General features: G+C 70.1%; 23 protein-coding genes, 1 rRNA gene and 1 riboswitch. Of the genes, 7 read left to right on the top strand and 17 right to left on the bottom strand.

Going from position 1 to position 26289, the window contains the following annotated elements; all coding sequences use genetic code 11:
* Positions 1–20 precede the first annotated feature (20 nt).
* Positions 21–1061 carry a LacI family DNA-binding transcriptional regulator gene (locus ACFWJX_RS35955; RefSeq protein ID WP_383250579.1) on the top strand — a complete coding sequence of 347 codons (1041 nt, stop codon included), beginning with the start codon at positions 21–23 and terminating at the stop codon, positions 1059–1061.
* Between the two features lie 88 nt (positions 1062–1149).
* On the opposite strand, the gene ACFWJX_RS35960 is transcribed toward ACFWJX_RS35955, so the two are convergent.
* The 4 genes from ACFWJX_RS35960 to ACFWJX_RS35975 form a co-directional block, all read right to left on the bottom strand.
* Positions 1150–2202: an endo-1,4-beta-xylanase gene (locus tag ACFWJX_RS35960; RefSeq protein ID WP_383250580.1), complete on the bottom strand. Its 1053-nt coding sequence runs from the start codon at positions 2200–2202 to the stop codon at positions 1150–1152.
* Between the two features lie 56 nt (positions 2203–2258).
* Positions 2259–3023: a carbohydrate ABC transporter permease gene (locus ACFWJX_RS35965; protein WP_383250617.1), complete on the bottom strand. Its 765-nt coding sequence runs from the start codon at positions 3021–3023 to the stop codon at positions 2259–2261.
* A 62-nt stretch (positions 3024–3085) separates the two neighbouring features.
* Positions 3086–4084, bottom strand: a complete 999-nt coding sequence (locus ACFWJX_RS35970) for a carbohydrate ABC transporter permease (protein WP_383250582.1) — start codon at positions 4082–4084, stop codon at positions 3086–3088.
* Positions 4085–4090: 6 nt separating this feature from the next.
* On the bottom strand, positions 4091–5383 hold the full coding sequence (locus ACFWJX_RS35975; protein WP_383250618.1) for an extracellular solute-binding protein: 1293 nt from the start codon (positions 5381–5383) through the stop codon (positions 4091–4093).
* A 606-nt stretch (positions 5384–5989) separates the two neighbouring features.
* On the opposite strand from ACFWJX_RS35975, the gene ACFWJX_RS35980 reads away from it, so the two are divergent.
* The 5 genes from ACFWJX_RS35980 to ACFWJX_RS36000 all read left to right on the top strand — a co-directional run bounded on the left by ACFWJX_RS35980 (position 5990) and on the right by ACFWJX_RS36000 (position 11745).
* Positions 5990–7945 carry an amino acid transporter gene (locus ACFWJX_RS35980; protein ID WP_383250583.1) on the top strand — a complete coding sequence of 652 codons (1956 nt, stop codon included), beginning with the start codon at positions 5990–5992 and terminating at the stop codon, positions 7943–7945.
* A gap of 444 nt (positions 7946–8389) precedes the next feature.
* Positions 8390–8788: a molybdopterin-binding protein gene (locus ACFWJX_RS35985; RefSeq protein ID WP_383250585.1), complete on the top strand. Its 399-nt coding sequence runs from the start codon at positions 8390–8392 to the stop codon at positions 8786–8788.
* A gap of 259 nt (positions 8789–9047) precedes the next feature.
* Complete coding sequence (modA, locus tag ACFWJX_RS35990) at positions 9048–9845, top strand: molybdate ABC transporter substrate-binding protein (protein ID WP_383250587.1); 798 nt, start codon at positions 9048–9050, stop codon at positions 9843–9845.
* A complete protein-coding gene (modB, locus tag ACFWJX_RS35995) occupies positions 9842–10675 on the top strand; it encodes a molybdate ABC transporter permease subunit (RefSeq protein ID WP_383250589.1) in 834 nt (277 codons plus the stop codon). The genes modA and modB overlap by 4 nt, the downstream gene beginning before the upstream one ends.
* Positions 10672–11745 carry an ABC transporter ATP-binding protein gene (locus tag ACFWJX_RS36000; protein ID WP_383250591.1) on the top strand — a complete coding sequence of 358 codons (1074 nt, stop codon included), beginning with the start codon at positions 10672–10674 and terminating at the stop codon, positions 11743–11745. Before modB ends, ACFWJX_RS36000 begins: the two co-directional genes overlap by 4 nt.
* 71 nt (positions 11746–11816) lie before the next feature.
* Here the strand turns inward: ACFWJX_RS36000 and gcvP are convergent, their stop codons facing one another.
* Positions 11817–14702, bottom strand: coding sequence for an aminomethyl-transferring glycine dehydrogenase (gcvP, locus tag ACFWJX_RS36005; RefSeq protein ID WP_383250593.1), 2886 nt, complete (start codon positions 14700–14702; stop codon positions 11817–11819).
* Positions 14703–14885: 183 nt separating this feature from the next.
* Positions 14886–14981, bottom strand: a riboswitch (glycine riboswitch).
* A 117-nt stretch (positions 14982–15098) separates the two neighbouring features.
* On the opposite strand from gcvP, the gene ACFWJX_RS36010 reads away from it, so the two are divergent.
* Positions 15099–15470 (top strand): PRC-barrel domain-containing protein, encoded by a 372-nt coding sequence (locus ACFWJX_RS36010; RefSeq protein WP_383250594.1) that lies wholly within the window; start codon positions 15099–15101, stop codon positions 15468–15470.
* Here the strand turns inward: ACFWJX_RS36010 and ACFWJX_RS36015 are convergent.
* The 12 genes from ACFWJX_RS36015 to rrf form a co-directional block, all read right to left on the bottom strand.
* A complete protein-coding gene (locus tag ACFWJX_RS36015; RefSeq protein WP_383250596.1) occupies positions 15392–15934 on the bottom strand; it encodes a nucleotidyltransferase domain-containing protein in 543 nt (180 codons plus the stop codon). The two genes, ACFWJX_RS36010 and ACFWJX_RS36015, sit on opposite strands and share 79 nt — an antisense overlap.
* 24 nt (positions 15935–15958) lie before the next feature.
* Positions 15959–17359, bottom strand: a complete 1401-nt coding sequence (locus tag ACFWJX_RS36020) for a DNA polymerase IV (protein ID WP_383250598.1) — start codon at positions 17357–17359, stop codon at positions 15959–15961.
* Between the two features lie 71 nt (positions 17360–17430).
* Positions 17431–18114: a MerR family transcriptional regulator gene (locus ACFWJX_RS36025; protein WP_383250599.1), complete on the bottom strand. Its 684-nt coding sequence runs from the start codon at positions 18112–18114 to the stop codon at positions 17431–17433.
* Between the two features lie 238 nt (positions 18115–18352).
* Complete coding sequence (locus tag ACFWJX_RS36030) at positions 18353–18826, bottom strand: bifunctional nuclease family protein (protein WP_073494403.1); 474 nt, start codon at positions 18824–18826, stop codon at positions 18353–18355.
* A gap of 84 nt (positions 18827–18910) precedes the next feature.
* Complete coding sequence (locus ACFWJX_RS36035; RefSeq protein ID WP_383250602.1) at positions 18911–19648, bottom strand: MerR family transcriptional regulator; 738 nt, start codon at positions 19646–19648, stop codon at positions 18911–18913.
* Between the two features lie 43 nt (positions 19649–19691).
* The gene (locus ACFWJX_RS36040) at positions 19692–20579 is read right to left on the bottom strand and encodes an FHA domain-containing protein (RefSeq protein ID WP_383250620.1); all 888 of its coding nucleotides are present in this window, start codon (positions 20577–20579) and stop codon (positions 19692–19694) included.
* A gap of 82 nt (positions 20580–20661) precedes the next feature.
* On the bottom strand, positions 20662–21525 hold the full coding sequence (locus ACFWJX_RS36045) for a DUF881 domain-containing protein (protein ID WP_383250604.1): 864 nt from the start codon (positions 21523–21525) through the stop codon (positions 20662–20664).
* Positions 21526–21529: 4 nt separating this feature from the next.
* Entirely contained in the window at positions 21530–21862 is a 333-nt protein-coding gene (locus ACFWJX_RS36050; RefSeq protein ID WP_003988855.1) for a small basic family protein, read from the bottom strand.
* Positions 21859–22764, bottom strand: coding sequence for a DUF881 domain-containing protein (locus ACFWJX_RS36055; protein WP_383250606.1), 906 nt, complete (start codon positions 22762–22764; stop codon positions 21859–21861). The genes ACFWJX_RS36050 and ACFWJX_RS36055 overlap by 4 nt, the downstream gene beginning before the upstream one ends.
* A 98-nt stretch (positions 22765–22862) precedes the next feature.
* The gene (locus ACFWJX_RS36060) at positions 22863–25358 is read right to left on the bottom strand and encodes a sugar phosphate nucleotidyltransferase (RefSeq protein ID WP_383250608.1); all 2496 of its coding nucleotides are present in this window, start codon (positions 25356–25358) and stop codon (positions 22863–22865) included.
* Between the two features lie 118 nt (positions 25359–25476).
* Positions 25477–26085: a CDP-alcohol phosphatidyltransferase family protein gene (locus ACFWJX_RS36065; protein WP_086773052.1), complete on the bottom strand. Its 609-nt coding sequence runs from the start codon at positions 26083–26085 to the stop codon at positions 25477–25479.
* Positions 26086–26194: 109 nt separating this feature from the next.
* Positions 26195–26289, bottom strand: a 5S ribosomal RNA gene (gene rrf, locus ACFWJX_RS36070); the annotation flags it as partial.

Below are 26289 nucleotides of genomic sequence, written 5' to 3' on the forward strand. Positions count from 1 at the left end.
GCGAGCAGGAGGTGGGCACAGTGGCGGCGGACGAGACGGCACCCGCGCCCCGGGGCAAGGTCACCATCACCGAGATAGCCCGCCGGGCCGGGGTGTCCGTGCCGACCGTGTCACGGGTGGTGAACGGCCGCTCCGACGTCTCCCCCGCCACCCGCGCCCGCGTGGAGGACCTGCTGCGTCTACACGGTTACCGCAAGCGCCCCGCCGCCCTCCCGTCCCGTGCCGCCCTGCTCGACCTGGTCTTCAACGACCTGGACTCGCCCTGGGCGGTGGAGATCATCCGCGGGGTCGAGGAGGCCGCGCACGCCGCCGGGGCCGGCACGGTGGTGTCCGCGATCCACGGCCGCTCGGGCGACGCGCGGGAGTGGATGCGCAATCTACGGGCCCGCGCCTCCGACGGGGTCATCCTCGTCACCTCGGCCCTGGAACCGCCGTTGCACGAGCAGTTGCGCATCCTGGGCGTCCCCCTGGTGGTCGTCGACCCGATGGGCTCCCCCGCCTTCGACACCCCGACGATCGGCGCCGCCAACTGGTCGGGGGGCCTGGCCGCCACCGAGCACCTGCTCTCCCTCGGCCACCGCAGGATCGGCCTGATCGCCGGACCGCCGCGGCTGCTGTGCTCGCGGGCCCGCTTCGACGGCTACCGGGCGGCTCTGGAGGCGGCCGGCGTCGCCACGGACGAATCCCTGGTCGTGCCCGGCGACTTCCACCCGGAGTCCGGTTTCACCGGCTGCAACACCCTGCTCGATCTGCCCGAACCGCCGACCGCGCTGTTCGCGGCCAGCGACCAGATGGCGCTCGGCGCGATCGAGGCACTGCGCCGACGCGGCCTGCGCGTCCCGGAGGACATGAGTGTGGTCGGCTTCGACGACCTGTCCGAAGTCCGCTGGTCGTCCCCGCCGTTGACGACGATCCGGCAGCCCCTCGCCGACATGGGCCAACTCGCCGTCCGTACCGTCCTGCGCCTGGCCCGCGGCGAACGGCCGGACTCACCACGGGTGGAACTGGGCACGGAACTGGTGGTGCGCGCGAGCACCGCACCACCAGCTCCCGCCCTCTGACGCCGCCCCGCCGGGCAGCTCTCGCGTCGACGCCCTGCTTCGAGCGCCCCTGCCGCAGTCCCGCTCCGGCGCCGCTACTTCAGCGCCGCTACTTCAGCGCCTCACGGATCGCGTAGTACGCCGGCTTCGGCGCGAGCTGCTCGTCCCACGGCAGGGCCGCCCCCTCACCCGGGAAGAACGCGGGAATCCACGAGTACTTGTCCGTGTAGTCCCAGATGGTTATTCCCGCACACCGCCGCACCGCGAGGCACGCCTCGGTCATGTCCCGGTACCAGTCGGCCTGTTGGGCCAGCTTCTCCTCGGTGGCGGGCAGCTCCATCCGTACGTCGACCTCGGTGAGCGCGGTGTCCAGGCCGAGGCGGGAGAAGCGACGGAGGTTGTCCTCCAGGCTCGTCGGATAGCCGTACTGGAGGGCGAGGTGGGCCTGGAGGCCGAAGCCGTGCAGCGGGACCCCCTGCGCCTTCAGTTCCTTGGCGAGGGCGTAGTAGGCGTCGCTCTTGGGGCCGACGGCCTCGACGTTGTAGTCGTTGAGGTAGAGCTTGGCCCTGGGGTCGGCCTGGTGGGCCCAGCGCAGGGCGTCGGCGATGTAGCCGGGGCCGAGCGTCTTGTAGAAGATCGTCTCCCGGTAGGTGCCGTCCTCGTTGAACGCCTCGTTGACGACGTCCCAGGCGTAGACCTTGCCGCGGTAGTGGCGCACCTCGGTCTGGATGTGCTTCTTCAGGACGGCCCGCAGCTCGGGGGCCGTCCACTCCCGCTCGGTGAGCCAGCCGGGCAGCTGGCTGTGCCAGACGAGGGTGTGGGCGCGGACCTTCTGGTGGTTGGCGCGGGCGAGGTTCACGATCTCGTCGCCGGCGGAGAAGTCGAAGACGCCCTGCTGGGGCTCGGTGGCGTACCACTTCATGCCGTTGCCGGGGGTGATCATGTCGAACTCGTCGCCGAGGATCTTCGTGTAGGCGGCGTCGGTGAGTTCGGGGTTGTCGGTGGCGCTGCCGAAGTAGCGGCCGTGGCGCTCGGCGAGGTCGGCGAGCGTCAGGGGCTTCTCGTGCGCCTGTGCGGCCGGGCCGGTGGCGACACCGGCGCTGACCAGGAAGGCGGCGAGGACTCCGGCGAGTCTCAGCCGGGTACGGGAGGTGCGGGGCATGGTGCGACTCCTCACGATGGGTGGTGTCGTAGGGCCGTACGCCGCGGGCGCGCGCGTCATCCCTTCGTGGCGCCGGCGGTGAGGCCGCCGACGAGCTGACGCTCGGCGACGGAGTAGAAGGCCAGGGCGGGGACCATGGCGAGGACGAGATACGCGAAGACGCGGGCGTACTCGGCCGAGTACTGGCCCTGGAACTGCTGCACGCCGATGGGGATCGTCCACCAGGTCGAGTCGGTGAACACCAGCAGGGGCAGGAAGAAGTTGTTCCAGCTGCCCACCACCGCCAGCACGGAGACCGTCCCGAGGGCGGGGCGGGCCATGGGCAGCAGGATCCGCCAGAAGAAGCCGAGGGGGCCGCAGCCGTCGAGGGTGGCCGCCTCCTCCAGCTCGGGCGGGATCTCCCGGAAGAAGCCGCGCAGGATGACGATGGTCATCGGCAGCCCGAAGGCGGCCTGCGGCAGGATCACCCCGAGCGGGTTGTCCAGCAGACCGAGCTGGCGCAGCAGCAGGAACAGCGGCAGGGCCGCCACCGCGAAGGGGAACATCAGCCCCAGAGTGAACAGGGTGAACAGCGCCTCCCGGCCGCGGAAGGCGAACCGGGCGAAGGAGAACGCGGCGAGCGCGGACACCGCGACCACCACCACCGTCGTACCGATCGCGATGAGGGTGCTGCTGCCGACGAGTTGCCAGAAGGCGGCGGTGCCGAGGATGTCGGTGTAGTTGGAGGTCAGCCACGAGTCGGGCAGGCCGATGGGGTTGCGGGACAGTTCGTCGGTCGACTTGAAGCCGGACAGGACGGCGTAGACGAGGGGGACGGCCATCGCCGCGCCGACGGCGACGAGGGCGAGGTGCAGCGGAAGGGTACGGCCGGTCTTGCGGTCGCTCACGAGCCGCCTCCTCTCAGGGTCGTGGTGGCCCCCTCCAGATCGCGGCGGAGGACGAACCTCTGGTAGGCGAGGGCGAAGACGAGGCTGATGGCGAACATGGCGACACTGATCGCGCTGGCATAGCCGACCTGGTAGCGCTTGAAGCCGTACTGGAACATGCTCACGGCCATCGTCTCGGAGTGGTGGTCGGGGCCGCCCGCGGTGGTGACCCAGACCAGGTCGAACAGCTGGACCGAGCCGATGACGGACAGGAACACGCTGATCCGCAGGGTCGGCGCGAGCAGCGGCAGGGTGACGTGGCGGAAGCGCTGCCAGGGCCCGGCTCCGTCGATGAGCGCGGCCTCGGTCAACTCGGCCGGGATGGACTGGAGTCCGGCCAGGTAGAGCATCATGTGAAAACCGAAGTACTTCCACGTCATGACGAGGAAGAGGGTGGCCATGACGGTGGACGGGTCGGCGAACCACTCCCCGCCCAGGCCGTCCAGGCCGACCGCGCCGAGCACATGGTCGGCGAGGCCCTGGTCGGGCGCGAAGATCATGGCGAACAGCACGCCGGTGATCGCCTCGGAGAGGATGTACGGCGCGAAGAACAGCATCCGGTAGACCGCCCGGCCGCGGATGCGCTGGTTGAGCGCGACCGCCAGGGCGAGCGCGAACGGCAGCTGGACCACGAGCGAGAAGACGACCAGGACCAGGCAGCGCCAGAGGTCACCGAGGAAGACGGGGTCGTCGAGGAGACGGGTGAAGTTGTCGACGCCGATGTAGTCCTCGGGCATGCCGAAGCCGCCCCAGCGGAAGAACGAGGCGTACAGCGCGAACAGCATCGGCAGCAGCACCAGCACGCCGAACAGCACCAGGGCGGGCACCTGGAAGGCGACGGCGGTGAGCCAGTGGCGTGCGCGCCGCCGGGCCCGTCCCCGGGCCGCTTCGGCGGCCGGGGGCGGGGGACCGGCGTCCGGGCCGCTGCGCTTGTCCGGAAGGTAGGTCGAGGTCATTGCGGGCTACTGCTCTTCCTTCGCGACCTTGGTGATCGACTGGGCGACCTGTGCGGGTGACTTGGAGCCGGCGATGAGGCCGGCGACGCTGTCGTTGATCTCCTGGCCGACGGCCGGCGCGTATGCCTGGTCGAGGTAGAGCTGGAAGCCGGTGGCCGCCTTCAACTGGGTCTGTACGGCCTTGAGGTTGGGGTCGGTCAGCGCGCTCTCGGCGGCGGGCACCACCGGCAGCACACCGGTCTTCTTGACCAGTTCGCGGTCGGTGGTGGCGGAGGCGAAGAACTTCAGGAAGTCGACGGCGGCCTGCGGGGCATCGGCACGCAGGGCGTGCCCGCCGCCTCCGCCGAACACCTCGGTGAGCTTGCCCTGCCCGCCCTCGACCTCCGGGAACGGAAAGAATCCCAGGTCGGTGCCGAGTCCCTTGCCGGCGTCAGCCTCCACCACCGGGGCCCACTGGCCCATGAGTTCCATCGCGGCCTTGCCGTTGCCCACGGTGGCGGCCTGGCCGGTGGGGCTGGAGTAGGCGGCGCCGAGGAAGCCCTTCTGGAACGGCTGGAGGTCCACCAGGTCCTGGAGGTGCTGCCCCGCCTGGACGAAGCCGTCCCCGGTGAAGTCCTTGTCCTCGTCGGCCTTCTGGAGGGCGTCGACCCCCGCGGTGCGCATCGCGAGGTAGGCCCAGTAGTACATGCCGGGCCACTTCTCCTTGCCGGCCAGGGCGAGCGGGGTGATGCCGGCGGACTTCAACTTCTTCACGGCGTCGAGGAACCCGCTCCAGGTGGTGGGCGGCGCGCTGACGCCGGCCTGCTTGAAGAGGGCCTTGTTGTACCAGAAACCGATCATCCCGATGTCGAACGGGATGCCGTACACCTTGTCGCCCAGCAGGTACGGCTCCTTGGCGACCGGCAGCAGGCCGTCCGACCAGTCCTTGGTGCGGTCGGTGAGGTCCTCGACGAGTCCGGCGTCGACCTGCTGCTTCAGAACGCCCCCGCCCCAGGTGTGGAAGATGTCGGGCAGCTTCCCGGAGGCGGTCAGCGCGGTCATCTTCGACTTGTAGGCGTCGTTCTCGAGTTGGACGATCTTGACCTTCACCTTGGGGTTCTGGGCCTCGAACTGCTTGGCGAGGCCGGCCCAGACGTCCTTGGTCGGCTGGGTGGTGGAGATGTTCCACCACTCGATGGTGGTCGTCCCCGACGATCCTCCGTCCGAGTCGCCGCCGCAGGCGCTCAGTGCCGTCATGCCAAGACCGGCCGCGGCGGAGGCCGCCAGGAAGCCTCGTCGGGAGAGTCCCGGGTCGCCCATCATGCGCTCCTTGGAGTACGGAACAGCCCCCACGGCCGCCCCTGAGATCGAAAGTTTCGGTATGAATCCAGAAAGCTTCGCTGCTGCCGCACCCTAGAGACAGCGTCGGACGGGTGGCAACCCCTTGAACACAGAGAAATTTCCGCACTTCCGTCAGACGGGCGACAGATCGAACCGACCGAAACATTCGGCCTGTCTGACGAACATTACGGAGCGGACTGTAGAGGTCCGTCCGGGGACGGACAAGACCGCGCGTCGCCTCTCCGGAGAGGGAGGGGAATGCCCGCTCCACCGCCGCCGGGAGGAGCGGAACCGCCCACCGTCACGACACCGGGCAGCCGCCCGAGGGAGGCCATTGATAACAGCGGGTAGCCACCGGCACCGCACCCTCCTCCAGCCCGGCACCCTCCGCAAACCCTCGCAAACCACCCTTTTCCCGCCCACCAGCACCCACCGCGTCAGTCTTAACGGAAGCTTGACGCCGCCGGCCCCAGGAACCGTGGGCCCATGCGTCACTCTCCGCTTACGCTGATGCCGCCGTCCGCGTGATGGCCGGAAACCGCAGGTCGATCCACCACACGCCGAGCGCACATCAGGAGCCCGCCGATGGCCACCACCGAGCACCCGCCGCCCAGTCGCCTGCGCGCCTGGATGCTGGAGGGCCTGTCCGACATGGCCAGGGACGGCGGCCACCAGGGTCCGCACGCCGTACCGGAACCGGCCCACAAGGGGCGGCCCTGGTACCGGGTGATGTGCCTGACCGGCGTCGACTACTTCTCGACCCTCGGCTATCAGCCGGGCATCGCGGCCCTCGCGGCCGGTCTGCTCTCACCGGTCGCGACCATCGTGCTGGTGGTCGTCACCCTGGCGTGCGCCCTGCCGGTCTACCGCCGGGTCGCCGAGGAGAGCCCGCACGGCGAAGGATCGATCTCCATGCTGGAGCGGCTGCTGTCCTTCTGGAAGGGCAAGCTGTTCGTCCTCACCCTGCTCGGCTTCGCCGCCACCGACTTCCTGATCACCATCACCCTGTCCGCGGCGGACGCCTCGACCCACCTCGTCGAGAACCCGCACCTGACGGACGCGCTGCACGACAAGCAGGTGCTGATCACTCTCATCCTCGTGGCACTGCTCGGCGCGGTCTTCCTCAAGGGCTTCCTGGAGGCGATCGGTGTCGCCGTCGCCCTGGTCGGCGTCTACCTCGCGCTGAACGCGGTCGTCGTGGCGGTCGGCCTGTGGCACGTCGCCACCGAGGCCCATGTCGTCACCGACTGGTCGAACGCCCTGACGACCGAGCACGGCAACGTCTTCGTGATGATCGGCGTCGCCCTGATCGTCTTCCCGAAGCTCGCGCTCGGCCTCTCCGGCTTCGAGACCGGCGTCGCCGTCATGCCGCACGTCAAGGGCGACCCCGGCGACACCGAGGAGCGGCCGACCGGCCGCATCCGCGACACGAAGAAGCTGCTCACGGTCGCCGCCCTCATCATGAGCTGCTTCCTGATCGCCACCAGCTTCATCACCACCCTGCTCATCCCGGAGAAGGAGTTCGAGCCCGGCGGCGCCGCCAACGGCCGCGCGCTCGCCTTCCTCGCGCACGACTATCTGGGCAACGTCTTCGGCACCGTCTACGACGTCTCCACGATCGCCATCCTGTGGTTCGCCGGTGCCTCCGCGATGGCCGGCCTGCTCAACCTGATGCCCCGCTACCTGCCCCGGTACGGCATGGCACCGCACTGGGCCCGCGCCGTGCGGCCCATGGTCATCGTCTTCACCCTGATCGCCTTCCTGGTCACCTGGATCTTCGACGCCGACGTCGACGCCCAGGGCGGTGCCTACGCCACCGGTGTCCTGGTGCTGATCAGCTCCGCCGCGATCGCCGTGACCATAGCCGCCCACAAGGCCGGACAGCGCAAGGGGACGATCGGCTTCGCGGTCATCTCGGCGGTGTTCCTCTACACGACGGTCGTCAACGTCATCGAGCGCCCCGACGGCGTCAAGATCGGCGCCTGCTTCATCGCCGGCATCATCCTCGTCTCCCTCCTGTCCCGCCTGGCCCGCGCCTTCGAGCTGCGCGTGACGAGCGTGGCCCTCGATCCCATGGCGGAACGCTTCATCCGGGACATGGCCAGCCGGAAGATCCGGTTCATCGCCAACGAGCCCGACCAGCGCGACAAGGCCGAGTACCGCGAAAAGATCGAACAGATCCGGCAGGACAACGACGTCCCCGAGCAGGAGGACTTCGTCTTCGTCGAGGTGACGGTCCTGGACCCCTCCGAGTTCGAGGCCGGTCTGACCGTGCGCGGCGAGGTCCTGCACAGCCGCTACCGCGTCCTGACGCTGGAGTCCTCCTCCATCCCGAACGCCCTGGCCGCGCTGCTGCTGCACGTCCGTGACACCACCGGCCGCACCCCGCACATCTACTTCGAGTGGACCGAGGGCAACCCCTTCGCCAACTTCCTGCGCTTCTTCCTCTTCGGCCAGGGCGAGGTCGCCCCGGTCACCCGTGAGGTCCTGCGCGAAGCCGAACAGGACCGCACCCGCCGCCCCCGCGTCCACGCGGGCTGACGCTCCCGGCCGACGACCTCCACAGGGCGACAGGACCCGTGACAGGCCGTACTGCGGGACTCACCGCGAAGACCGGCATCACCGATGCCGACCTCGGCCCGCCACAGGCCGCACAACTCCCGTCCCGGCACCTCACTGCCGGTCCGCCCGACAGCGCCCCCGGTCCGGCCCAGCACCCACCTGTGCGGCATGGACCCGCTCGCCGACAGCGGCCCTGGATTCACCACCGGAACCACAGTGAGCCGATCCAACCGGTCCGCCCGCAGTCCCCCCGATCAAACCCCCACACCCTCCCGCCACGGCACAAACCCAGGCCGCAACAACGGCCGTGAAGCCGCCAGCGGAACCACGGTGGCGGCTTCACGGCCGGTTCAGCCTGGCTGACCGGGCCCGCCCGACACCCGGACCCGCCCCCTTCCCCCGCCTGCCCCTATCGTGACCGGCATGCAGTCCTACACCATCGGCCAGGCCGCGCGCCTGCTCGGCGTGAGCCCCGACACCGCACGTCGCTGGGCGGACGCGGGCCGCGTGCCGACGCACCGCGACGACACCGGACGACGCCTCATCGACGGCAAGGACCTCGCCGCCTTCTCCGTCGAACTCGCCGGGTCGGGCGGCGGCGAGGAGGGGGGCGCCTCCTACACCTCGGCCCGCAACGCGTTCCCCGGCATCGTCACCGCGATCAAGTTGGGCGATGTCGCCGCCCAGGTCGACATCCAGGCGGGCCCGCACCGCCTCGTCTCCCTCCTGACGCGCGAGGCCGTCGAGGAACTCGGCTTGGAGGTCGGCATGGAGGCCACGGCCCGCGTGAAGTCGACCAGCGTCCACATCGACCGCGTCTGAGGCGCGCCGCGGCCAAGCGCACCGCGGCCAAGCGCACCGCGGCCACGAGCACCGCAGCCACGAGCACCGCAGCCAAGGACACCGCGGCCACTTGCACCGCGGCCAAGCGCACCACAGCCAAGGGCACCGCACATGCACACCTCCAGTAGCCATGCCAGCCGCTCATGCGAAGCGACAGGCGACTTACGCCTCGCACATGCGGCAGTATCATCGCGGCAGGGCCCGTCCGAGGGACCGCGACGACACCGAGGAGCGCACCGTGACGACCCGAACCGCCCGCCGGACCCTTCACGTGACGGGCGCGGCAGTCGCGGCGCTGCTGGTGCTGAGCGCCTGCTCCTCGTCCGGGTCGGGCTCGTCCGCGTCGGGCCCGGCGAAGGTGTCCGGCACGGTGACCGTCTTCGCGGCGGCCTCCCTCCAGGAGAGCTTCACGGCCCTGGGCAAGGAGTTCGAGAAGGCGCACCCCGGCACGGAGGTCGACTTCAGCTTCGGCGGCAGCGACACCCTCGCCGCGAGCATCACCAGCGGCGCCCCGGCCGACGTGTTCGCCGCCGCCAGCACCAGGACCATGACGATCGTGACGGACGCGAAGGACAATGCCTCCGCCCCCGTCACCTTCGCCCGCAACCAGCTGGAGATCGCCACCCTGCCGGGCAACCCCGACAAGGTCGCCTCCCTCGAGGACCTCACGAAGTCAGGCCTCAAGGTCGTCCTGTGCGACAAGACCGTCCCGTGCGGCGCCGCCGCCCAGAAGGCCCTCGACGCGAGCGGCCTGAAGCTCACCCCGGTCTCCTACGAGCAGGACGTCAAGAGCGCACTGACCAAGGTGGAGCTGAAGGAGGCCGATGCCGCGGTGGTGTACAAGACCGATGTGCGCGCGGCGGGTGACAAGGTGGAGGGCGTGGACTTCCCCGAGTCGGCCGACGCCGTCAACGACTACCCCATCACCCTCCTCAAGGACTCCCGGAACGCCGAGGCGGCCAAGGCCTTCGTCGCCCTCGTGCGCTCCGCCGAGGGTCGGAGGACGCTGACCGAGGCCGGGTTCCTGAAGCCGTGACGCCCGCCGCCCCCGACACCCGCAAGGGCGGCCGGCGGCCGGGCCGGATCCGCACCGGCGTCCCCCTCGCCCTCCTGCTGCCCGCCCTCCTGGGCCTGGCCTTTCTGCTGCTGCCCCTGGTCGCCCTGCTGATCCGGGCGCCGTGGCACAGCCTGCCCGGGCAACTGACCAGCCCCGAGGTGTGGCAGGCCCTGCGGCTGTCCCTGATCTGCGCCACGTCGGCGACCGCGTTGAGTCTGGTCATCGGCGTGCCGCTGGCATGGCTGCTGGCCCGCACCGACTTCCCCGGCCGCGGTCTCGTCCGCGCCCTCGTGACGCTCCCGCTGGTTCTGCCGCCGGTGGTGGGCGGTGTGGCCCTGCTGCTCGCCCTCGGCCGCAACGGCGTGGTCGGGCAGTGGCTGGACGCCTGGTTCGGCATCACCCTGCCGTTCACCACGACCGGCGTCGTGCTCGCGGAGACGTTCGTGGCGATGCCCTTCCTCGTCATCAGCGTCGAGGGCACGCTGCGCGCCACCGACCCGCGCTACGAAGAGGCGGCCACCACCCTGGGCGCCTCCCGCTTCACCGCGTTCCGCCGGGTCACGCTGCCCCTGATCGCGCCGGGCATCGCGGCGGGCGCCGTACTGGCCTGGGCGCGCGCCCTGGGCGAGTTCGGCGCGACGATCACCTTCGCGGGCAACTTCCCGGGCCGCACGCAGACGATGCCGCTCGCCGTCTACCTCGCCCTCCAGAGCGACCCGGAGGCCGCCATCGCCCTCAGCCTGGTGCTGCTGGCCGTCTCCATCGCCGTACTGGCGGGCCTGCGCGACCGCTGGATGACCACGTCATGAGCACCCCCGACCCCACCCCGCCGGACACCGCCGAGGGCCTCGACGCCCACCTCGTCGTCGACCGGGACGCCTTCCGCCTCGACATCACACTGAGCGCCGCCCCCGGCGACGTCGTCGCCCTGCTCGGCCCGAACGGGGCCGGCAAGACGACGGCCCTGCGCGCCCTGGCCGGCCTCGCCCCGCTCACCGGTGGCCATCTGCGCCTGGACGGCGCCGCGTTGGAGCGTACGCCGCCGGAGTCCCGCCCGGTCGGCGTGGTCTTCCAGGACTACCTGCTGTTCCCGCATCTCAGCGCCCTCGACAATGTGGCGTTCGGCCCGCGCTGCCAAGGCGCGAGCAAGGCCGAGGCACGGTCCCGGGCCGCCGGATGGCTGGAGCGGATGGGCCTCGCCGAGCACGCCGCCGCCAAGCCCCGCCGGCTCTCCGGCGGCCAGGCCCAGCGGGTCGCCCTGGCCCGCGCCCTCGCCACCCATCCCCGGCTGCTCCTGCTCGACGAACCCCTCGCCGCCCTTGACGCCCGCACCCGCCTGGAGGTACGCGCCCAACTCCGCCGCCACCTGGCCGAGTTCGAGGCGGTCGCCGTCCTGGTCACGCACGACCCGCTCGACGCCATGGTCCTCGCGGACCGCCTGGTCGTCGTCGAGCACGGCACGGTCGTGCAGGAGGGCGCCCCGTCCGACATCGCCCGGCACCCGCGCACGGACTACATCGCCCAGCTCGTCGGCCTCAACCTCTACCGCGGCCGGGCCGACGGCCACACCGTCCACCTCGACACGGGCCCCTCGCTCACCACCACGGAACTCCTCTCCGGGCCGGCCTTCGTCGCCTTCCCGCCGAGCGCGGTCACCCTCCACCGCGACCGCCCCACCGGCTCCAGCGCCCGCAACCTCTGGCGCTGCGAGGTCGCGGGCCTGGAGACCCACGGCGACCAGATCCGTGCCGACCTCACCGGCGAACTCCCCCTGGCCGCCGACCTCACCACGGTCGCCGCCGCCGAACTCGACCTGCATCCCGGCGCCCCGGTGTGGGCGACGGTCAAGGCGGCCCAGACACACGCCTACCCGGCCTGAACCGCCCCCGGCACGCCGGAGGGCCCCCGCCCTGACCGGACGGGGACCCTCGATGACGTACGGCGGTCGGCTCAGTCCTCGTACGCGTCCAGCGGCGGGCAGGAGCAGACCAGGTTCCGGTCGCCGTAGGCCTGGTCGATCCGGCGCACCGGCGGCCAGTACTTGTCGGCGGCGGACACCCCGGCCGGGAAGACGGCCTCCTCGCGCGTGTACGCGTGGTCCCACTCCCCGCCCAGCGCGGCCGCGGTGTGCGGAGCGCCCCGCAACGGGTTGTCCTCGGCGGGCCACTCACCGGCCCCGACCTTCTCGATCTCCCCACGGATCGCGATCATCGCCTCGCAGAACCGGTCCAGCTCGGCCAGGTCCTCCGACTCGGTCGGCTCGATCATCAGCGTCCCGGCCACCGGGAACGACATCGTCGGCGCGTGGAAGCCGTAGTCGATGAGCCGCTTGGCCACGTCGTCCACGCTGACACCGGTCGTCTTCGTCAGCGGACGCAGGTCGATGATGCACTCGTGCGCGACCAGCCCGCCGGGGCCGGTGTAGAGCACCGGGTAGTGCGGTTCGAGCCGCTTGGCGACGTAGTTGGCGGACAGCACGGCCACCTGCGTGGCCCGCTTCAGCCCCTCCCCGCCCATGAGCCGCACGTAGGCCCACGAGATCGGCAGGATCCCCGCGGAGCCCCACGGCGCGGCCGAGATCGGTCCCACGCCCGTCGCGGGCCCGGCCTCCGGCTGGAGCGGGTGGTTCGGCAGATACGGCGCCAGGTGCGACCGTACGGCCACCGGGCCGACGCCCGGACCGCCGCCGCCGTGCGGGATGCAGAACGTCTTGTGCAGGTTCAGGTGCGAGACGTCGCCGCCGAAGTGTCCGGGCTTGGCGAGCCCGACGAGTGCGTTGAGGTTGGCGCCGTCGACGTACACCTGACCGCCGGCCTCGTGCACCTGCGCGCAGATGTCGGCGACATGCTCCTCGAACACCCCGTGCGTCGACGGGTAGGTGATCATCAGCACCGCGAGCTCGTCCCGGTGCTTCTCGATCTTCGCCCGCAGGTCCTCGACGTCGATCTCGCCGTCGTCGGCGGTCTTCACGACGACGACCTTCATTCCGGCCATCACGGCGCTCGCGGCGTTGGTGCCGTGCGCGGACGACGGGATCAGACACACGGTCCGCTGCTCGTCCCCGTTGGCCCGGTGGTACCCGCGTACGGCGAGCAGCCCGGCGAACTCGCCCTGCGACCCGGCGTTCGGCTGGAGGGACACCTTGTCGTACCCGGTGACCTCGGCGAGCCGCTCCTCCAGCTCATGGATGAGCGTGAGATAACCCTGCGCCTGCCCGGCGGGCGCGAAGGGGTGCAGCTGCCCGAACTCGGGCCAGGTGACCGGCTCCATCTCGGTGGTCGCGTTGAGCTTCATCGTGCAGGAGCCCAGCGGGATCATGCCCCGGTCGAGCGCGTAGTCCCGGTCGGCCAGCCTGCGCAGGTAGCGCAGCATGGCGGTCTCGGAGCGGTGCTGGTGGAAGACGGGGTGGGTGAGGATCTCGTCGCCGCGGAGCAGCCCTGCGGGCAGGGTGTCCTCCGTGACCGCGTCGAGGGCCTCGATGTCGCCCTCCACGCCGAAGGCCTGCCAGACAGCGGTGATCTGGGCCCGCCCGGTGGTCTCGTCGCAGGCGATCGACACATGGTCGGCGTCGACGAGGTGCAGGTTGACGCCGTTGCCCCGGGCGGCGGCGACGACCTCGGAGGCCCTCGCCGGCACCCGCACGGTCAGCGTGTCGAAGTAGGAGCCGTGTACGACCTCGACACCACCGGCGGTGAGCCCGGCGGCCAGGACCGAGGCGTAGCGGTGGGTGCGCCGCGCGATCGCCCGAAGCCCCTCGGGCCCGTGGTAGACGGCGTACATGCCGGCCATGACGGCGAGCAGCACCTGCGCCGTACAAATGTTGCTGGTCGCCTTCTCCCGGCGGATGTGCTGCTCACGCGTCTGCAACGCCAGCCGGTAGGCCCTGTTGCCGTCCACGTCGACGGACACGCCGACGAGCCGTCCGGGCAGGCTGCGCGCGAACTTCTCGTGGACGGCCATGTAACCGGCGTGCGGCCCACCGAAGCCCATGGGCACCCCGAACCGCTGCGTCGTCCCGACCGCGATGTCCGCGCCCAGCTCACCGGGCGAGGTCAGCAGCGTCAGCGCCAGCAGATCGGCGGCGACGGTGACGAGCGCCCCCAGCTCGTGCGCCTGCTCGATGACCGGCTTGAGATCGCGTACGGCCCCGGAGGCGCCCGGGTACTGGATCAGCACGCCGTTGATCTCCCGCGCGGCGATGTCGGCCGGGATGCCGTCGCTGAGGTCGGCGACGACGACCTCGACTCCGGTCGGCTCGGCACGGGTCTCGATCACGGCGATGGTCTGCGGCAGCGCGTCCGCGTCGATCAGGAAGAGGCCCTTCTTGTTCTTCCCCATGCGTCGGGACAGGGCCATCGCCTCGGCCGCCGCCGTGCCCTCGTCGAGCAGCGAGGCACCGGAGGTCGGCAGCCCGGTCAGGTCGGCGACCATGGTCTGGAAGTTCAGCAGCGCCTCGAGCCGGCCCTGCGAGATCTCCGGCTGGTACGGCGTGTAGGCCGTGTACCAGGCGGGGTTCTCCATGACGTTGCGCAGGATGACGGGCGGGGTGAAGGTGCCGTAGTAGCCGAGCCCGATCATCGGGTCCAGGACCTGGTTGCGGTCGGCCAGCGACCGCAGTTCGGCGAGCACCTCGGCCTCGGTCCGCGCACCCGGCAGGTCCAGCGTGTCGGCGTTCTTGATCACATCGGGGACCGCGGCCGCGGTCAGCTCGTCCAGGGAGCCGTAGCCGACCTGTGCGAGCATCTTGGCCCGCGCCTCCTGGTCGGGCCCGATGTGGCGCTGCTCGAAGGGGATTCCCTGTTCGAGGTCGGAGAGCGGAATGCGATGGGCGGTCATTGCGGAGGCCTCCTGGTCAGACACGACCTTCGAGGGGCACCACTGGCGGGTACCCGGACGGCCTCCCCCTCTGTCATCTCAACCTGAGAGCTTCACCGGCCGCCCGAGGGCAACCGGCTTTCACCGTCGGTGAGAGCGGAAGCCGTCGACGCCGTCGGCACCCGCCCTGCTTTCCAGAGTGACCTCGTCCGTGCGGTACGTGAGCCTGAGAGATTCCGGGGAGGATTTGCTCCTTCGGCGCCTCCGGGGATCTCCGGAGGACTCTCCCGCACGGGGTCAGCAGCCGTTGCCAGACTACCAGCGAGGTCAACGAGGCCTCCTTTCGAGTGGCCGCCGCCCCCGTTGTGCTCTTTTGTAGTGCTTACGGATGAGTTTGCGACCAAGTGGAGGGGTCCCGTGCAGACCGACATCGATCCGCGCAACCTGATCGGCCGCAAGGCGTTCGACCGCAACGGCACCAAGATCGGCACCATCGACGAGGTCTACCTCGACGACGCGACCGGCGTGCCCGAGTGGGCGGCCATACGCACCGGCCTCTTCAGCAGGGACGCCTTCGTCCCCCTGGAGCCCAGCGAACTGGTCGAGGGCACCCTCCATGTCCCCTTCGACCGCGCTCTGATCAAGGACGCCCCCGACTTCGGCGTGGGCCGTCACCTCTCCCCCGATCAGGAACTCCAGCTCTACCACCACTACGGCCTCGATGTGGCCGCCCCTCCCCCGCTCCCGGACCGTGACTTCGGCAGGCTGGCGGGCACGGAGGAGACCTGAGCGGACCGGCCGCACGCCGCTGTCAGCGCCCCGAGGAGTCCCCGGGGGTCGTGGAGGGACAGGGCCCCGTCGGTGACGACGCGTCGGGTGCCGCCGTCGACGGGATCGGTGCGCGCCCAGTCGAGGGGGCCGATGCCGACCTCGACCTCCAGACCGGAGGCGGTGATGTGCCGCCACTCGGTGACGGGCCCCCAGACCCGGTTGCGGATCACCTCACCCAGGGCGAGTTCGCGCACCCAGGCCTCGTCGTCGGCGTACCGGCCCGGCTCGGTCGTCAGCACGATGAGGTCGACATCCGAGTCCGCCCGCGCGGCACCCCGCGCCCAGGACCCGACGAGCAGCACCCCGCCGACGTCCGCGCGCCCGGCGGCCCATCCGGTGACCCGCTCGATCACCGCCCGCACCTCGTCACGCCGCTCCACCGAGAGCCCGGCCGGGCCCACCCGAGCCTCCTCCTCAGCCACCGCACACCACCTCGCCCGATCCCGTCACCGGCTGTTCCCCGGCCGCGCCACGGGCACGTCGCCGGCCCCGTCCTCGGCCGAGGGCTCGTCCGGTCTTCGCCGGACCAGCGGCAGCGGATCCGCCGGCTCCAGAGCGGGGTCGTCGATCCGGAACGTCCGCACCCGGCCCACCTCCGACTCGGGTGTCTCGAACCGCACGGTGACCCGCCCCAGCCCGCTGCCCTGCACCCACCCGTGTCCCAGCTCGGCGTGCCGGACGTCGAGCCCCGGCCGCCACCGGTGCTCCGCGGGCGCCACCTCCGCCACGACGGGCTCCTCCGCCACCTCGTCCTCGGGCCCGTCCGCCCGCTCCTCCGCCGCCTGCGCGAACAGGTCCTCCTGCGTGAAGTCGGCCAGCCCGCTGACCCCGACCCCCAGCAGCCGCACCCCGCCCGTCGTGTCCACGGAGTCCAGCAGCCGGGCCGCCGCCTCCCGCACCACCCCCGGATCGTCCGTCGGCCCCCGCAGGGTCTCGGACCGGGTGAGCGTGGAGAAGTCGTACCGCCGCACCTTCAGCACGATGGTCCGGCCCGACAGACCCGCCCCCCGCAGCCGCCGCACACACCGGTCGGCCAGCCGCTGCACCTCCAGCTCCACCCGCAGGCGGTCGTGGATGTCCACGTCGTAGGTGTCCTCCACCGACACGGACTTCGTCTCCCGCTCGGCCACCACGGGCCGGTCGTCACGGGCCAGCGCCATGGCGTACAGCGCGTGCCCGTGCGCCTTGCCCAGCAGCCGCACCAGCTCGTCCTCCCCGGCCTCGGCCATCTCCTCGACCGTGGTGATCCCGGCCCGCCGCAGATGGTCGCCGGTCGCCGGCCCGACCCCCGGCAGCGTCCGTACGGACATCGGCGCGAGCAGGGCCCGTTCGGTGCCCGGCTCGATCAGCACCAGGCCGTCCGGCTTGGCCTGCTCGGAAGCGATCTTGGCGAGCATCTTCGAGGCGGCCAGCCCGACCGACCCGGTGAGCCCGGTGACCGCCCGTATGTCCGCGCGCAGCCGCACCCCGGCCAGCCGCGCCGACTCGCTGTCCCAGGCCGCCTCCCCGGCCTCCAGGTCCACGAAGGCCTCGTCCAGGCTGAGCGGCTCCACCAGCGGCGACAGGGCCCGCAGGAGCGCCATGACCTGGTCGCTGATCTGGCGGTAGAACGCGCCCCGCGGGAACAGGTAGGCGGCGTTCGGAGCGAGCCGGCGCGCCTGGGCCATCGGCATCGCCGAGTGCACCCCGAAGACCCGTGCCTCGTACGAGGCGGTCGCCACCACCCCGCGCGGCCCGAGGCCACCCACGACCACCGCCTTCCCGCGCAGACTCGGCTTGGACGCCTGCTCCGCCTGGGCGAAGAAGGCATCCATGTCGAGATGCAGGATGGTGGGCGCGTTTCTCACATCTCCGATGCTGCACCACGCCACTGACAATGACGTCGTGCAGCCCGCCCGCGAGGCCCCCGGTGAGGGCGTCAGACCGCCCGGTTGCGCCTACGGGCCAGCTCGTCGGCCGGGTTCGGCCCGACGAGCGTCTCCCCGGTGTCGACGCGCTCCCCGTGCAGCTGCGACAGCGCGCTCTCGACATCCCGCCACACCACGCCGACGGCGATCCCGAAGACGCCCTGACCACCCTGGAGCAGCGCGTGGACCTCGTCCGGCGAGCTGCACTCGTAGACCGTGGCGCCGTCGCTCATCAGCGTCATCCGCTCGAGGTCGCTGAAGCCGCGCTCACGCAGGTGCTGGACCGCGGTGCGGATGTTCTGCAACGAGACCCCGGTGTCGAGGAACCGCTTGACGATCTTCAGGACCACCACGTCCCGGAAGCTGTACAGGCGCTGCGTCCCGGACCCGTGGGCGGGCCGCACACTCGGCTCGACCAGCCCCGTGCGCGCCCAGTAGTCCAGTTGCCGATAGGTGATGCCGGCGGCCGCACAGGCCGTCGGCCCCCGGTAGCCGATCTCCTCGGACGCCATGGACGTCGCCCCTCCGCTGCTCGGCACGGCCGCCGACCGCTGCGGAGCGTGATCGGCCGCGCCTCCGTGATGGGGGTACCCCCCGCTCGCGCGGAGCCGAGAGCTCGGGGGAGGGTACGGACCGCTCCCCCCGACACCGAGTCCGGGGGCACCCCCAACCGTACCGTCGCCGCTGCTTCTCACGCCGACCTCCGTCCTTGACCTGCCTTCTCGACGGTAGGCAGTCACCAGGGGTGCGTCAACGATCGCCACACTCGGCACGCCGAGTGATAATCACCCTAGGAGTGGTTTCCCGCGCTCCACCGCGGGGAAAGGCTAGCCGAATGCGCTGAGCGGAAGCCGCAGGACGCTCTCACGCGCCGCTGGCAATTGCCGCGACCGGAGCCGGTGAGCCCGCCGAACCGACCCCGCCTCCCGACGGCTACTGGTTGCTGCTGCCGAAGTCCTCGGGCGAGATCTGGTCGAGGAACTCGCGGAACTTCTCCACCTCGTCCTCCTGCTCGTCCGGGATCGCGATGCCCGCATCGTCGAGCACCGTGTCACTGCCGTAGATGGGCGTCCCCGTGCGCAGGGCCAGCGCTATGGCGTCGGACGGCCGCGCGCTCACCTCGACCCCGCTGGCGAAGACCAACTCGGCGTAGAAGACACCCTCACGCAGGTCGGTGATGCGCACTTCGCTGAGCTCCTGGCCGACGGCTTCCAGCACGTCCTTGAACAGGTCGTGGGTCAGCGGCCGCGCCGGAGCCATGCCCTGCTGGGCGAAGGCGATCGCCGTCGCCTCCCCCGGCCCGATCCAGATGGGGAGGTAACGGTCGCCTCCCACTTCACGCAGCAGCACGATCGGTTGGTTGGAGGGCATCTCGACCCGGACACCTACGACATCGAGCTCGTTCACACAGCAACCCTAGGCCGTGCTCGGGACGTTTGGGTAGTCGGGCCGGGAACGGGTGACCGATCCGGCCGACCGGAACCCCTCACCTCAGGGCAGGCGCACTCCGAGCGCGGTCTGCACCAGCGCCGCGTGCAACCTGACCGTGAGCCCCGCCAGCTCCTTCGTCCGGGCCTCCGCATGCGCCCTCGTCTGCGGATTGCGATGCCGCCTGAGCGGTGCGACCACCTGGTCCACGAGCCCCGCCTCACGGTCGGCCGCGGCCTTCATCAGCCGCAGATGCCGGGGCTCGATCCCGAACCGTCCCAGCTCGGAGACGAGCGCGGCCACCGTGACCACCTCGGCGTCATAGACCCCGTCCTCCAGCGGCACGACGAGTCCGTACGACTCCCACTCCTGGAGTTCCCGATCGTCGATCCCCGCGGCCGCCAGCAGCTCGGAACGCCCGATCCGGGCGGCGGTGGGCGCATCGGACGACTCCCGTACCGCCTGTCCGTCCCGCTGCCGGCCCACCGTCGGCAGCGCCGCCGCCTCACCGCGCTCCATGGCGTCCAGATGCTCCCGGATCACCTTGAGCGGCAGGTAGTGGTCCCGCTGCATCCTCAGCACATGACCGAGGCGCTCGACGTCCTCGATGGTGAACTTGCGATATCCCGAGGGGGTCCGCTGCGGCTCGACGAGCCCCTCCGACTCCAGGAAGCGGATCTTGGAGATGGTGACTTCGGGGAACTCGTCGCGCAGCACGTTCAGCACCGTACCGATGCTCATCGCACCACCGTCCACTGCGGCGGCGCCGGGTCCGGTACCGCCCCTCGGTGTTCGCAGCATGGGCCTTCCCTGGGGGTTCCCCCGGACGGGGTCCGGGGGCGGGTCAGTAGCCTCGCTGGCTCGCGTAGAAGACCAGCCGGTACTTGCCGATCTGCACCTCGTCGCCGTTCGACAGTGGAACCTCGTCGATCCGCTCACGGTTGACGTAGGTGCCGTTCAGGCTGCCGACGTCGGCCACCGTGAACGAACCGTCCTGGCGACGCCGGAACTCCACATGGCGGCGCGAGACCGTCACGTCGTCCAGGAAGATGTCGCTCTGCGGGTGCCGCCCGGCCGTCGTCAGGTCGCCGTCCAGCAGGAAGCGGCTGCCCGAGTTGGGGCCACGCCGCACGACCAGCAGGGCCGAGCCCAGCGGCAGCGCGTCGACCGCGGCCTGGGCCTCGGGCGAGAGCGCGGGCAACTGCGTCTGTCCGGTGGCCTCGGAGTCGTAGGCCTCGAGACCGGAGATGGAGATGGTGGAGGTCGTCTCCGACGCGCGCTCGGGCGTCAGACCCGGCCTCAGCGGCGCGCCGCAGTTGGAGCAGAAACGGCTGTTCTCCGCGTTGCGGTTACCGCACCTCGTACACACCAGGGCCGACATAGGGGAAAACCCTCCACCCGTACTTGAGGTTGACGGTTGTCCGAAACCTATGCCGCCGGACTGTGCAGGGTCAACCGACGCCCCGCCCTGGCCTCCGGAAATGTCACCGCCCGGACCAGCCACCTGGTCCCGGAACAGCGGCCGCTGGCCCTCCGCGTCGGGCTGTGCGCGGTGGCGGGCGGTCGCGTTGTCACCGCTGCCCTCTCGCGCGCTCTTGCCGAACAACTTCGCAAACAACTTCACGGGCGATTCCCCTTGACCGAAACAGACCCGCCCGTGGGGCAGGACGAACCCTGACTGATTAGACCGGCCGACCCGGACATCTTCACAACGTCCGTATCCACCAGACAGTTTCCACCACGCACCACCCGATCGGTGCGCCGACCCCCCGCAACCTCATGCCCCTGCCGGACGGCCCCCATGCACCCCCGGTTCACTGCGAGGACGACCGAGCGTAGTCAGGCTGCTCCGCTGCTCGCAAGGCGTCCACGACGATCTTGGTCGACCGCTCCACGGACACGGTGGCCTGCTCCTTCTCAAGAGTCTGCACCACGCCTCCAGGGATGTTGAGCGCCGGTTCGAGGTCCTGCGGCTTGCCGATGACCTTGAAACGATAGGGCGCGTTGATCTTGTTCCCGTCGACACTCACACTCTTGCCGGATTCCGTCAGATAGGTGCCGGCGACGACCCGGACGCCGTTCACCTGGATCGCCTCCGCACCCGCCGCGCGCAGCTCCTGGATCGCGTCGAGCAGCATGTCCGCCTCGACCGTCCCCTTCGTGTCCTCGATCGTCATGGTGATGCCGGGCCCCTGAGCGGCCACCGTGCCCGCCAGGATGCCGAGTTGCTTCTCCTTCTCGACCGTCTGCTTACGGGCCTCCTCGGCCTGGTCGGAACTGTTCTCCAGCTCCTGCCGCTGCTTCTCGAGACCCTGCTTCTCGTCCTCAAGACGCTGACTGCGGTCATCCAGTTCATCGAGGATGCGCACAAGATCCTCCTGGCGCGCTCCACGCAGGGCATTGCCGCTGTCGCTGTTGGACGCGACCTGCACCGCAAGGCCGAAGCCGAGGCCGAACAGCAGCAGGGCGACGATGAGTTGGGCCCGGCTCACCCGCGGCGGCCACAGCCCCTGCACCAGCCGCCGCCGGCCGGTCAGCGCGGGCTCGCCGCTCTCCTCACCCCGCTCCGCGCGCGAGGCGGCCGCGGGAACCTCCTGGGGCAGTTCCTTGCGCAGCCTGGTCGTGGGCGTCTCGTCCCGCGGAGTCTCGTCCGGGCGGGTCGCGTCCTGGTCGCTCATCGCCTCACGCCCGGAAGACGTGCCGGCGGATCGCCGCGGCATTGGAGAAGATCCGGATGCCGAGCACGACCACCACACCCGTGGACAGCTGGGCACCGACGCCCAACTTGTCGCCCAGGAACACGATCAGCGCGGCCACGACCACGTTGGACAGGAACGACACGACGAAGACCTTGTCGTCGAAAATGCCGTCGAGCATGGCCCGCAGCCCTCCGAACACGGCGTCCAGCGCCGCCACGACGGCGATCGGCAGATAAGGCTCGACGACGGCCGGAACCTCGGGCCGGACCAAGAGGCCGGCCACCACTCCCACGACGAGGCCCAGTACGGCGATCACGATGTGCCCTTCTCAGTTCTCGGCTGTGCTGTACGTACGATCACACTCGGTGCTGCGGGCAGCCGGACGTCCTTCTCCACCGAGATGGCGGTCCGGATGCCGAAGTTCTCCTGGAGAGCATGCAGGTACAGCCCGTCGGCGCTGTCCTGGAACCGGGTGCTCAGCTTCTTCCCGTCCCCCACCGCGAGCACCGTGTACGGCGGGACCAGCGGCTTGTTGTCGACCAGTATCGCGTCGCCCGCGGCCCTGATCGCCGACAGCGCCGTCAGCCGCTGCCCGTTGACGGAGACGGCCTCGGCACCCGATGCCCACAGCCCGTTGACCACGCGCTGCATGTCCCGGTCACGGACCCGTCCGGTGTCGGAGAAGCCGGACGTCTCGCGCGGATCACCGTCGCCGCCCGTGGAGGCCTCCTCGGCGTCGTCCACGACCAGCTTCACTCCGGGTCCGTGCACCTCGACGGCACCCGCGAGCATCCCCACCAGCTCTGCCTTGTCACCGCCGCCGCTCTCCCGGAGCGCCTCCCGCTGCCGCGCGCTCACATCGTCGCGCAGCTTGTCGACGGTGTCCTCGAGCTTGTCCGCCGCCTCGGTCTCGCTGTCGATGCGGTCGATCAGCTCCTCGCGCTCCTTGGCCACCACTGGCGCGGCGATCCGCGCCTCGGCCGCTCCCACGGTCACCACGAGCGCCGCGAGCACCAGGCCCGCGGCCAGCCCCAGCTTCGACCGGAGCGTCCTGGGCAGTCCGCCGACGCCCTCGGCCTGCTTCCGGGCGGCGGCCTCGGCGTAACCGTCGTCGAGGCTGTGGTCCATGACATTGGTGAGCAGCGACATGGACGCGTCCGGGCGCGACGCGCGCGCGGGTGTGCTCCGAACGGGGGGCTGCTGCGGCATGCCGCACATCGTCGCACGTCGCGCCCGCTACCTCCGAATGGCCCCACCGACGTGCCGGACAGGCCCCCTTGGGGACACTTGTCCGGCACGCGCGTGTGGTAGGTGTTTCAGCGCCCGGCGCTGTCCACGACCGCCGCCCACTCGTCCAGCAGGGCCTGCGCGGAGGCGTCGTCGGGGCCCTCCGCCCACAGGTGAGTGACCGCCTCGGCCGGGTCCGGCAGCACCATCACCCAGCGTCCGTCCGTCTCCACCACCCGGACGCCGTCCGTGGTGTCCACGAAGCGGTCGCCGGCCGCCTCGACGACCCGCCGCATCACCAGGCCCTTGACGGCCCACGGCGTGGCCAGATCCCGCTTCAGGACGTGCGCCCGAGGAATCCGGGCGTCGATCTGGCTCAGCGTGAGCTGCGTCCGGGCCACGAGCCCGATCAACCGCACGAAGGCCGCCGTACCGTCGAAGACACTGCTGAACTCGGGGACGATGAAGCCGCCCTTGCCGTCCCCGCCGAAGATGGTCGACTCGTCCCGACCGACCCGGGTCAGGTCGTCGGGAGAGGTCGTCGTCCACTCCACCTGCGTGCCGTGGTAGGCCGCCACCTGCTCGGCGATCCGCGTCGTCGTCACCGGCAGGGCCACCCGCCCGCTGCGCCGCTCGGCGGCCACCAGGTCGAGCAGCACCAGCAGCGCCCGGTCGTCCTCGATGATCCGGCCCTTCTCGTCGACGAGAGAGAGCCGTTCGCCCACCGGGTCGAACCGCACACCGAACGCCGCCCTCGACGAGGCCACGATCTCCCCGAGCCGCACGAGCCCGGAACGCCTCTGGTCACCGGTCTCGGTCGGCCGGGCCTCGTTCAGGCCGGGATTGACGGTCAGGGAGTCGACCCCGAGCTTCCCCAGCAGACTGGGCAGGACAAGACCAGCACTGCCGTTCGAGGCGTCGACCACGACCTTCAGCCCGGACTCGGCGATCCCGGTCGTGTCCACATTCCGCAGCAGCGACCCGGTGTACGAGTCGAAGACACTGGCCGGGAAATGCAGGTCCCCGATCTCTCCGGGGAACGCCCGCCGGTACTCCTGCCGTGCGAACACCCGGTCCAGCTTGCGCTGACTGCCCTGCGACAGGTCGGCACCCTGCCCGTCGAAGAACATGATGTCCACGGAGTCCGGCACCCCGGGCGAAGTCCGGATCATGATCCCGCCGGCACTCCCCCGCGCGGTCTGCTGCCGCGCCACCGGCAACGGCACATTCTCCAGATCCCGTACGTCGATGGCGCTGGCCTGGAGCGCGGAGATCACCGCCCGCTTCAGGGCACGGGCACCACGCGAGTGGTCGCGGGCCGTGGTGACGGTGGAGCCCTTCTTGAGCGTGGTCGCGTAGGCCCCGGCGAGGCGCACGGCCAGCTCCGGTGTGATCTCGACGTTCAGGATGCCCGAGACGCCTCGCGCGCCGAAGAGGTTCGCCTGGCCCCGCGACTCCCAGATCACCGAGGTGTTGACGAACGCACCGGCCTCGATGGTCTTGAACGGGTAGACCCGCACATTGCCCTGAACGATCGATTCTTCACCGATCAGGCATTCGTCACCGATGACGGCGCCGTCCTCGATCCGGGCGGCTCGCATGATGTCGGTGTTCTTTCCGACGACACAGCCGCGCAGATTGCTGTGCTGTCCGACGTACACGTTGTCGTGGACGACGGCCTTGTGCAGGAAGGCCCCGCTCTTGACGACGACGTTGGACCCGATGACGCTGTGCTCCCGGATTTCGGCGCCCGCCTCCACCTTGGCGTAGTCCCCGATGTAGAGGGGGCCGCGCAGTACGGCGTCCGGATGCACCTCGGCGCCTTCGGCCACCCACACGCCGGGCGAGATCTCGAAGCCGTCGAGTTCGACGTCGACCTTTCCTTCGAGCACGTCGGCCTGGGCCTTCACATAGCTCTCGTGAGTGCCGACGTCCTCCCAGTAGCCCTCGGCGATATAGCCGTAGATGGGCTTGCCTTCCTTCATCAGCTGTGGGAAGACGTCACCGGACCAGTCGACGGGCACGTCGGCCTCGACGTAGTCGAAGACCTCGGGCTCCATGACGTAGATACCGGTGTTCACGGTGTCCGAGAAGACCTGGCCCCAGGTCGGCTTCTCGAGGAAGCGCTCGACCTTGCCCTCCTCGTCGACGATCGTGATGCCGAATTCCAGAGGATTGGGCACCCGTGTCAGACAGACGGTGACCAGTGCACCCTTTTCCTTGTGGAAGCGGATCAGCTCGGTGAGGTCGAAGTCGGTGAGCGCGTCGCCGGAAATGACGAGGAAGGCGTCGTCCTTCAGCGCTTCCTCTGCGTTCTTGACGCTTCCCGCGGTACCGAGTGGCTTCTCCTCGTTGGCATAGCTGAGCTCCATACCGAGCTCCTCGCCGTCACCGAAGTAGTTCTTGACCAGCGAGGCCAGGAACTGGACGGTGACGACGGTCTCATTGAGCCCATGCCTTTTGAGCAGCCTCAGGACGTGCTCCATGATCGGTCGGTTGGCGACCGGCAGGAGCGGCTTGGGCATGCTTGAGGTCATGGGACGAAGGCGTGTGCCTTCGCCTCCGGCCATCACGACGGCCTTCATGTCGGAAGCGTCCTCCTTGAAGAGACGACGGTCTAGCCGACTTCACCCGTCAAGATTGTCCCGCACTTTTCCGTAGCGGGCCATCGAGCCACTGCTGACTGCCAATAGCTCGGCGAGATCAGTCGGCCATGGCGTCCGCACGGACAAGGCGGCGGACTTGGACCACGTAGAGGACTCCTGCCCACCAGTAGAGCGTTGTACCCCATCCTGCGAACGCCCATCCGAAAATAGCAGCGAGTGACGCGAGCCATCCACTTCCGTCACTGAGCAGCAGCAGCGGAAACGCGTACATCAGGTTGAAGGTGGCCGCCTTCCCGAGGAAGTTCACCTGGGGCGGCGGATAGCCGTGCCTCCTGAGGATGCCCACCATCACCAGCAGAACCAGTTCTCGTGCAAGCAGTAGACCGGTCAACCAGAGGGGGAGAATCTCCCGCCAGGTGAGGCCTACCAGAGTCGAGAGAATGTAGAGCCGGTCCGCGGCCGGGTCGAGGAGCCGGCCGAGGCTGCTGATCTGGTTCCAGCGCCGGGCGAGCTTGCCGTCCAGATAGTCGCTGATCCCGCTGAGGGCCAGCACGAGGAGAGCCCAGCCGTCACTCTGCGGGCCCCCGAACTCAGGTCTGAGAATCAGCCACAGGAACAGGGGTACGCCGAGGAGACGCGCCATGCTGAGGATGTTGGGGATGGTGAGGACCCGGTCGGTCTGCACACGGGTCTCTTGGACCTCCACCCGGGGGCCTCCAGTAGAAAACGAGCCAACGATGCCCCCTGACCTTACCTCAACGCAAAAAAGCTCCGGCTCTTGGGCTGTATGCCCAAGAGCCGGAGCTCTAAAAGGAGTTCGGCGGCGTCCTACTCTCCCACAGGGTCCCCCCTGCAGTACCATCGGCGCTGTAAGGCTTAGCTTCCGGGTTCGGAATGTAACCGGGCGTTT

The organism is Streptomyces sp. NPDC058335, from assembly GCF_042723915.1.
Lineage (GTDB): Bacteria > Actinomycetota > Actinomycetes > Streptomycetales > Streptomycetaceae > Streptomyces.

Excerpts from the sequence above, each read along its gene's own strand:
- ACFWJX_RS35960 (WP_383250580.1), bottom strand. The coding sequence starts at position 2,202 with ATGCCCCGCACCTCCCGTACCCGGCTGAGACTCGCCGGAGTCCTCGCC.
- ACFWJX_RS35965 (WP_383250617.1), bottom strand. The coding sequence starts at position 3,023 with ATGGCCGTCCCCCTCGTCTACGCCGTCCTGTCCGGCTTCAAGTCGACC.
- ACFWJX_RS35970 (WP_383250582.1), bottom strand. The coding sequence starts at position 4,084 with ATGACCTCGACCTACCTTCCGGACAAGCGCAGCGGCCCGGACGCCGGT.
- ACFWJX_RS35975 (WP_383250618.1), bottom strand. The coding sequence starts at position 5,383 with ATGGGCGACCCGGGACTCTCCCGACGAGGCTTCCTGGCGGCCTCCGCC.
- ACFWJX_RS35980 (WP_383250583.1), top strand. The coding sequence starts at position 5,990 with ATGGCCACCACCGAGCACCCGCCGCCCAGTCGCCTGCGCGCCTGGATG.
- ACFWJX_RS35985 (WP_383250585.1), top strand. The coding sequence starts at position 8,390 with ATGCAGTCCTACACCATCGGCCAGGCCGCGCGCCTGCTCGGCGTGAGC.
- ACFWJX_RS36000 (WP_383250591.1), top strand. The coding sequence starts at position 10,672 with ATGAGCACCCCCGACCCCACCCCGCCGGACACCGCCGAGGGCCTCGAC.
- gcvP (WP_383250593.1), bottom strand. The coding sequence starts at position 14,702 with ATGACCGCCCATCGCATTCCGCTCTCCGACCTCGAACAGGGAATCCCC.
- ACFWJX_RS36035 (WP_383250602.1), bottom strand. The coding sequence starts at position 19,648 with ATGCTGCGAACACCGAGGGGCGGTACCGGACCCGGCGCCGCCGCAGTG.
- ACFWJX_RS36045 (WP_383250604.1), bottom strand. The coding sequence starts at position 21,525 with ATGAGCGACCAGGACGCGACCCGCCCGGACGAGACTCCGCGGGACGAG.
- ACFWJX_RS36055 (WP_383250606.1), bottom strand. The coding sequence starts at position 22,764 with ATGTGCGGCATGCCGCAGCAGCCCCCCGTTCGGAGCACACCCGCGCGC.
- ACFWJX_RS36060 (WP_383250608.1), bottom strand. The coding sequence starts at position 25,358 with ATGAAGGCCGTCGTGATGGCCGGAGGCGAAGGCACACGCCTTCGTCCC.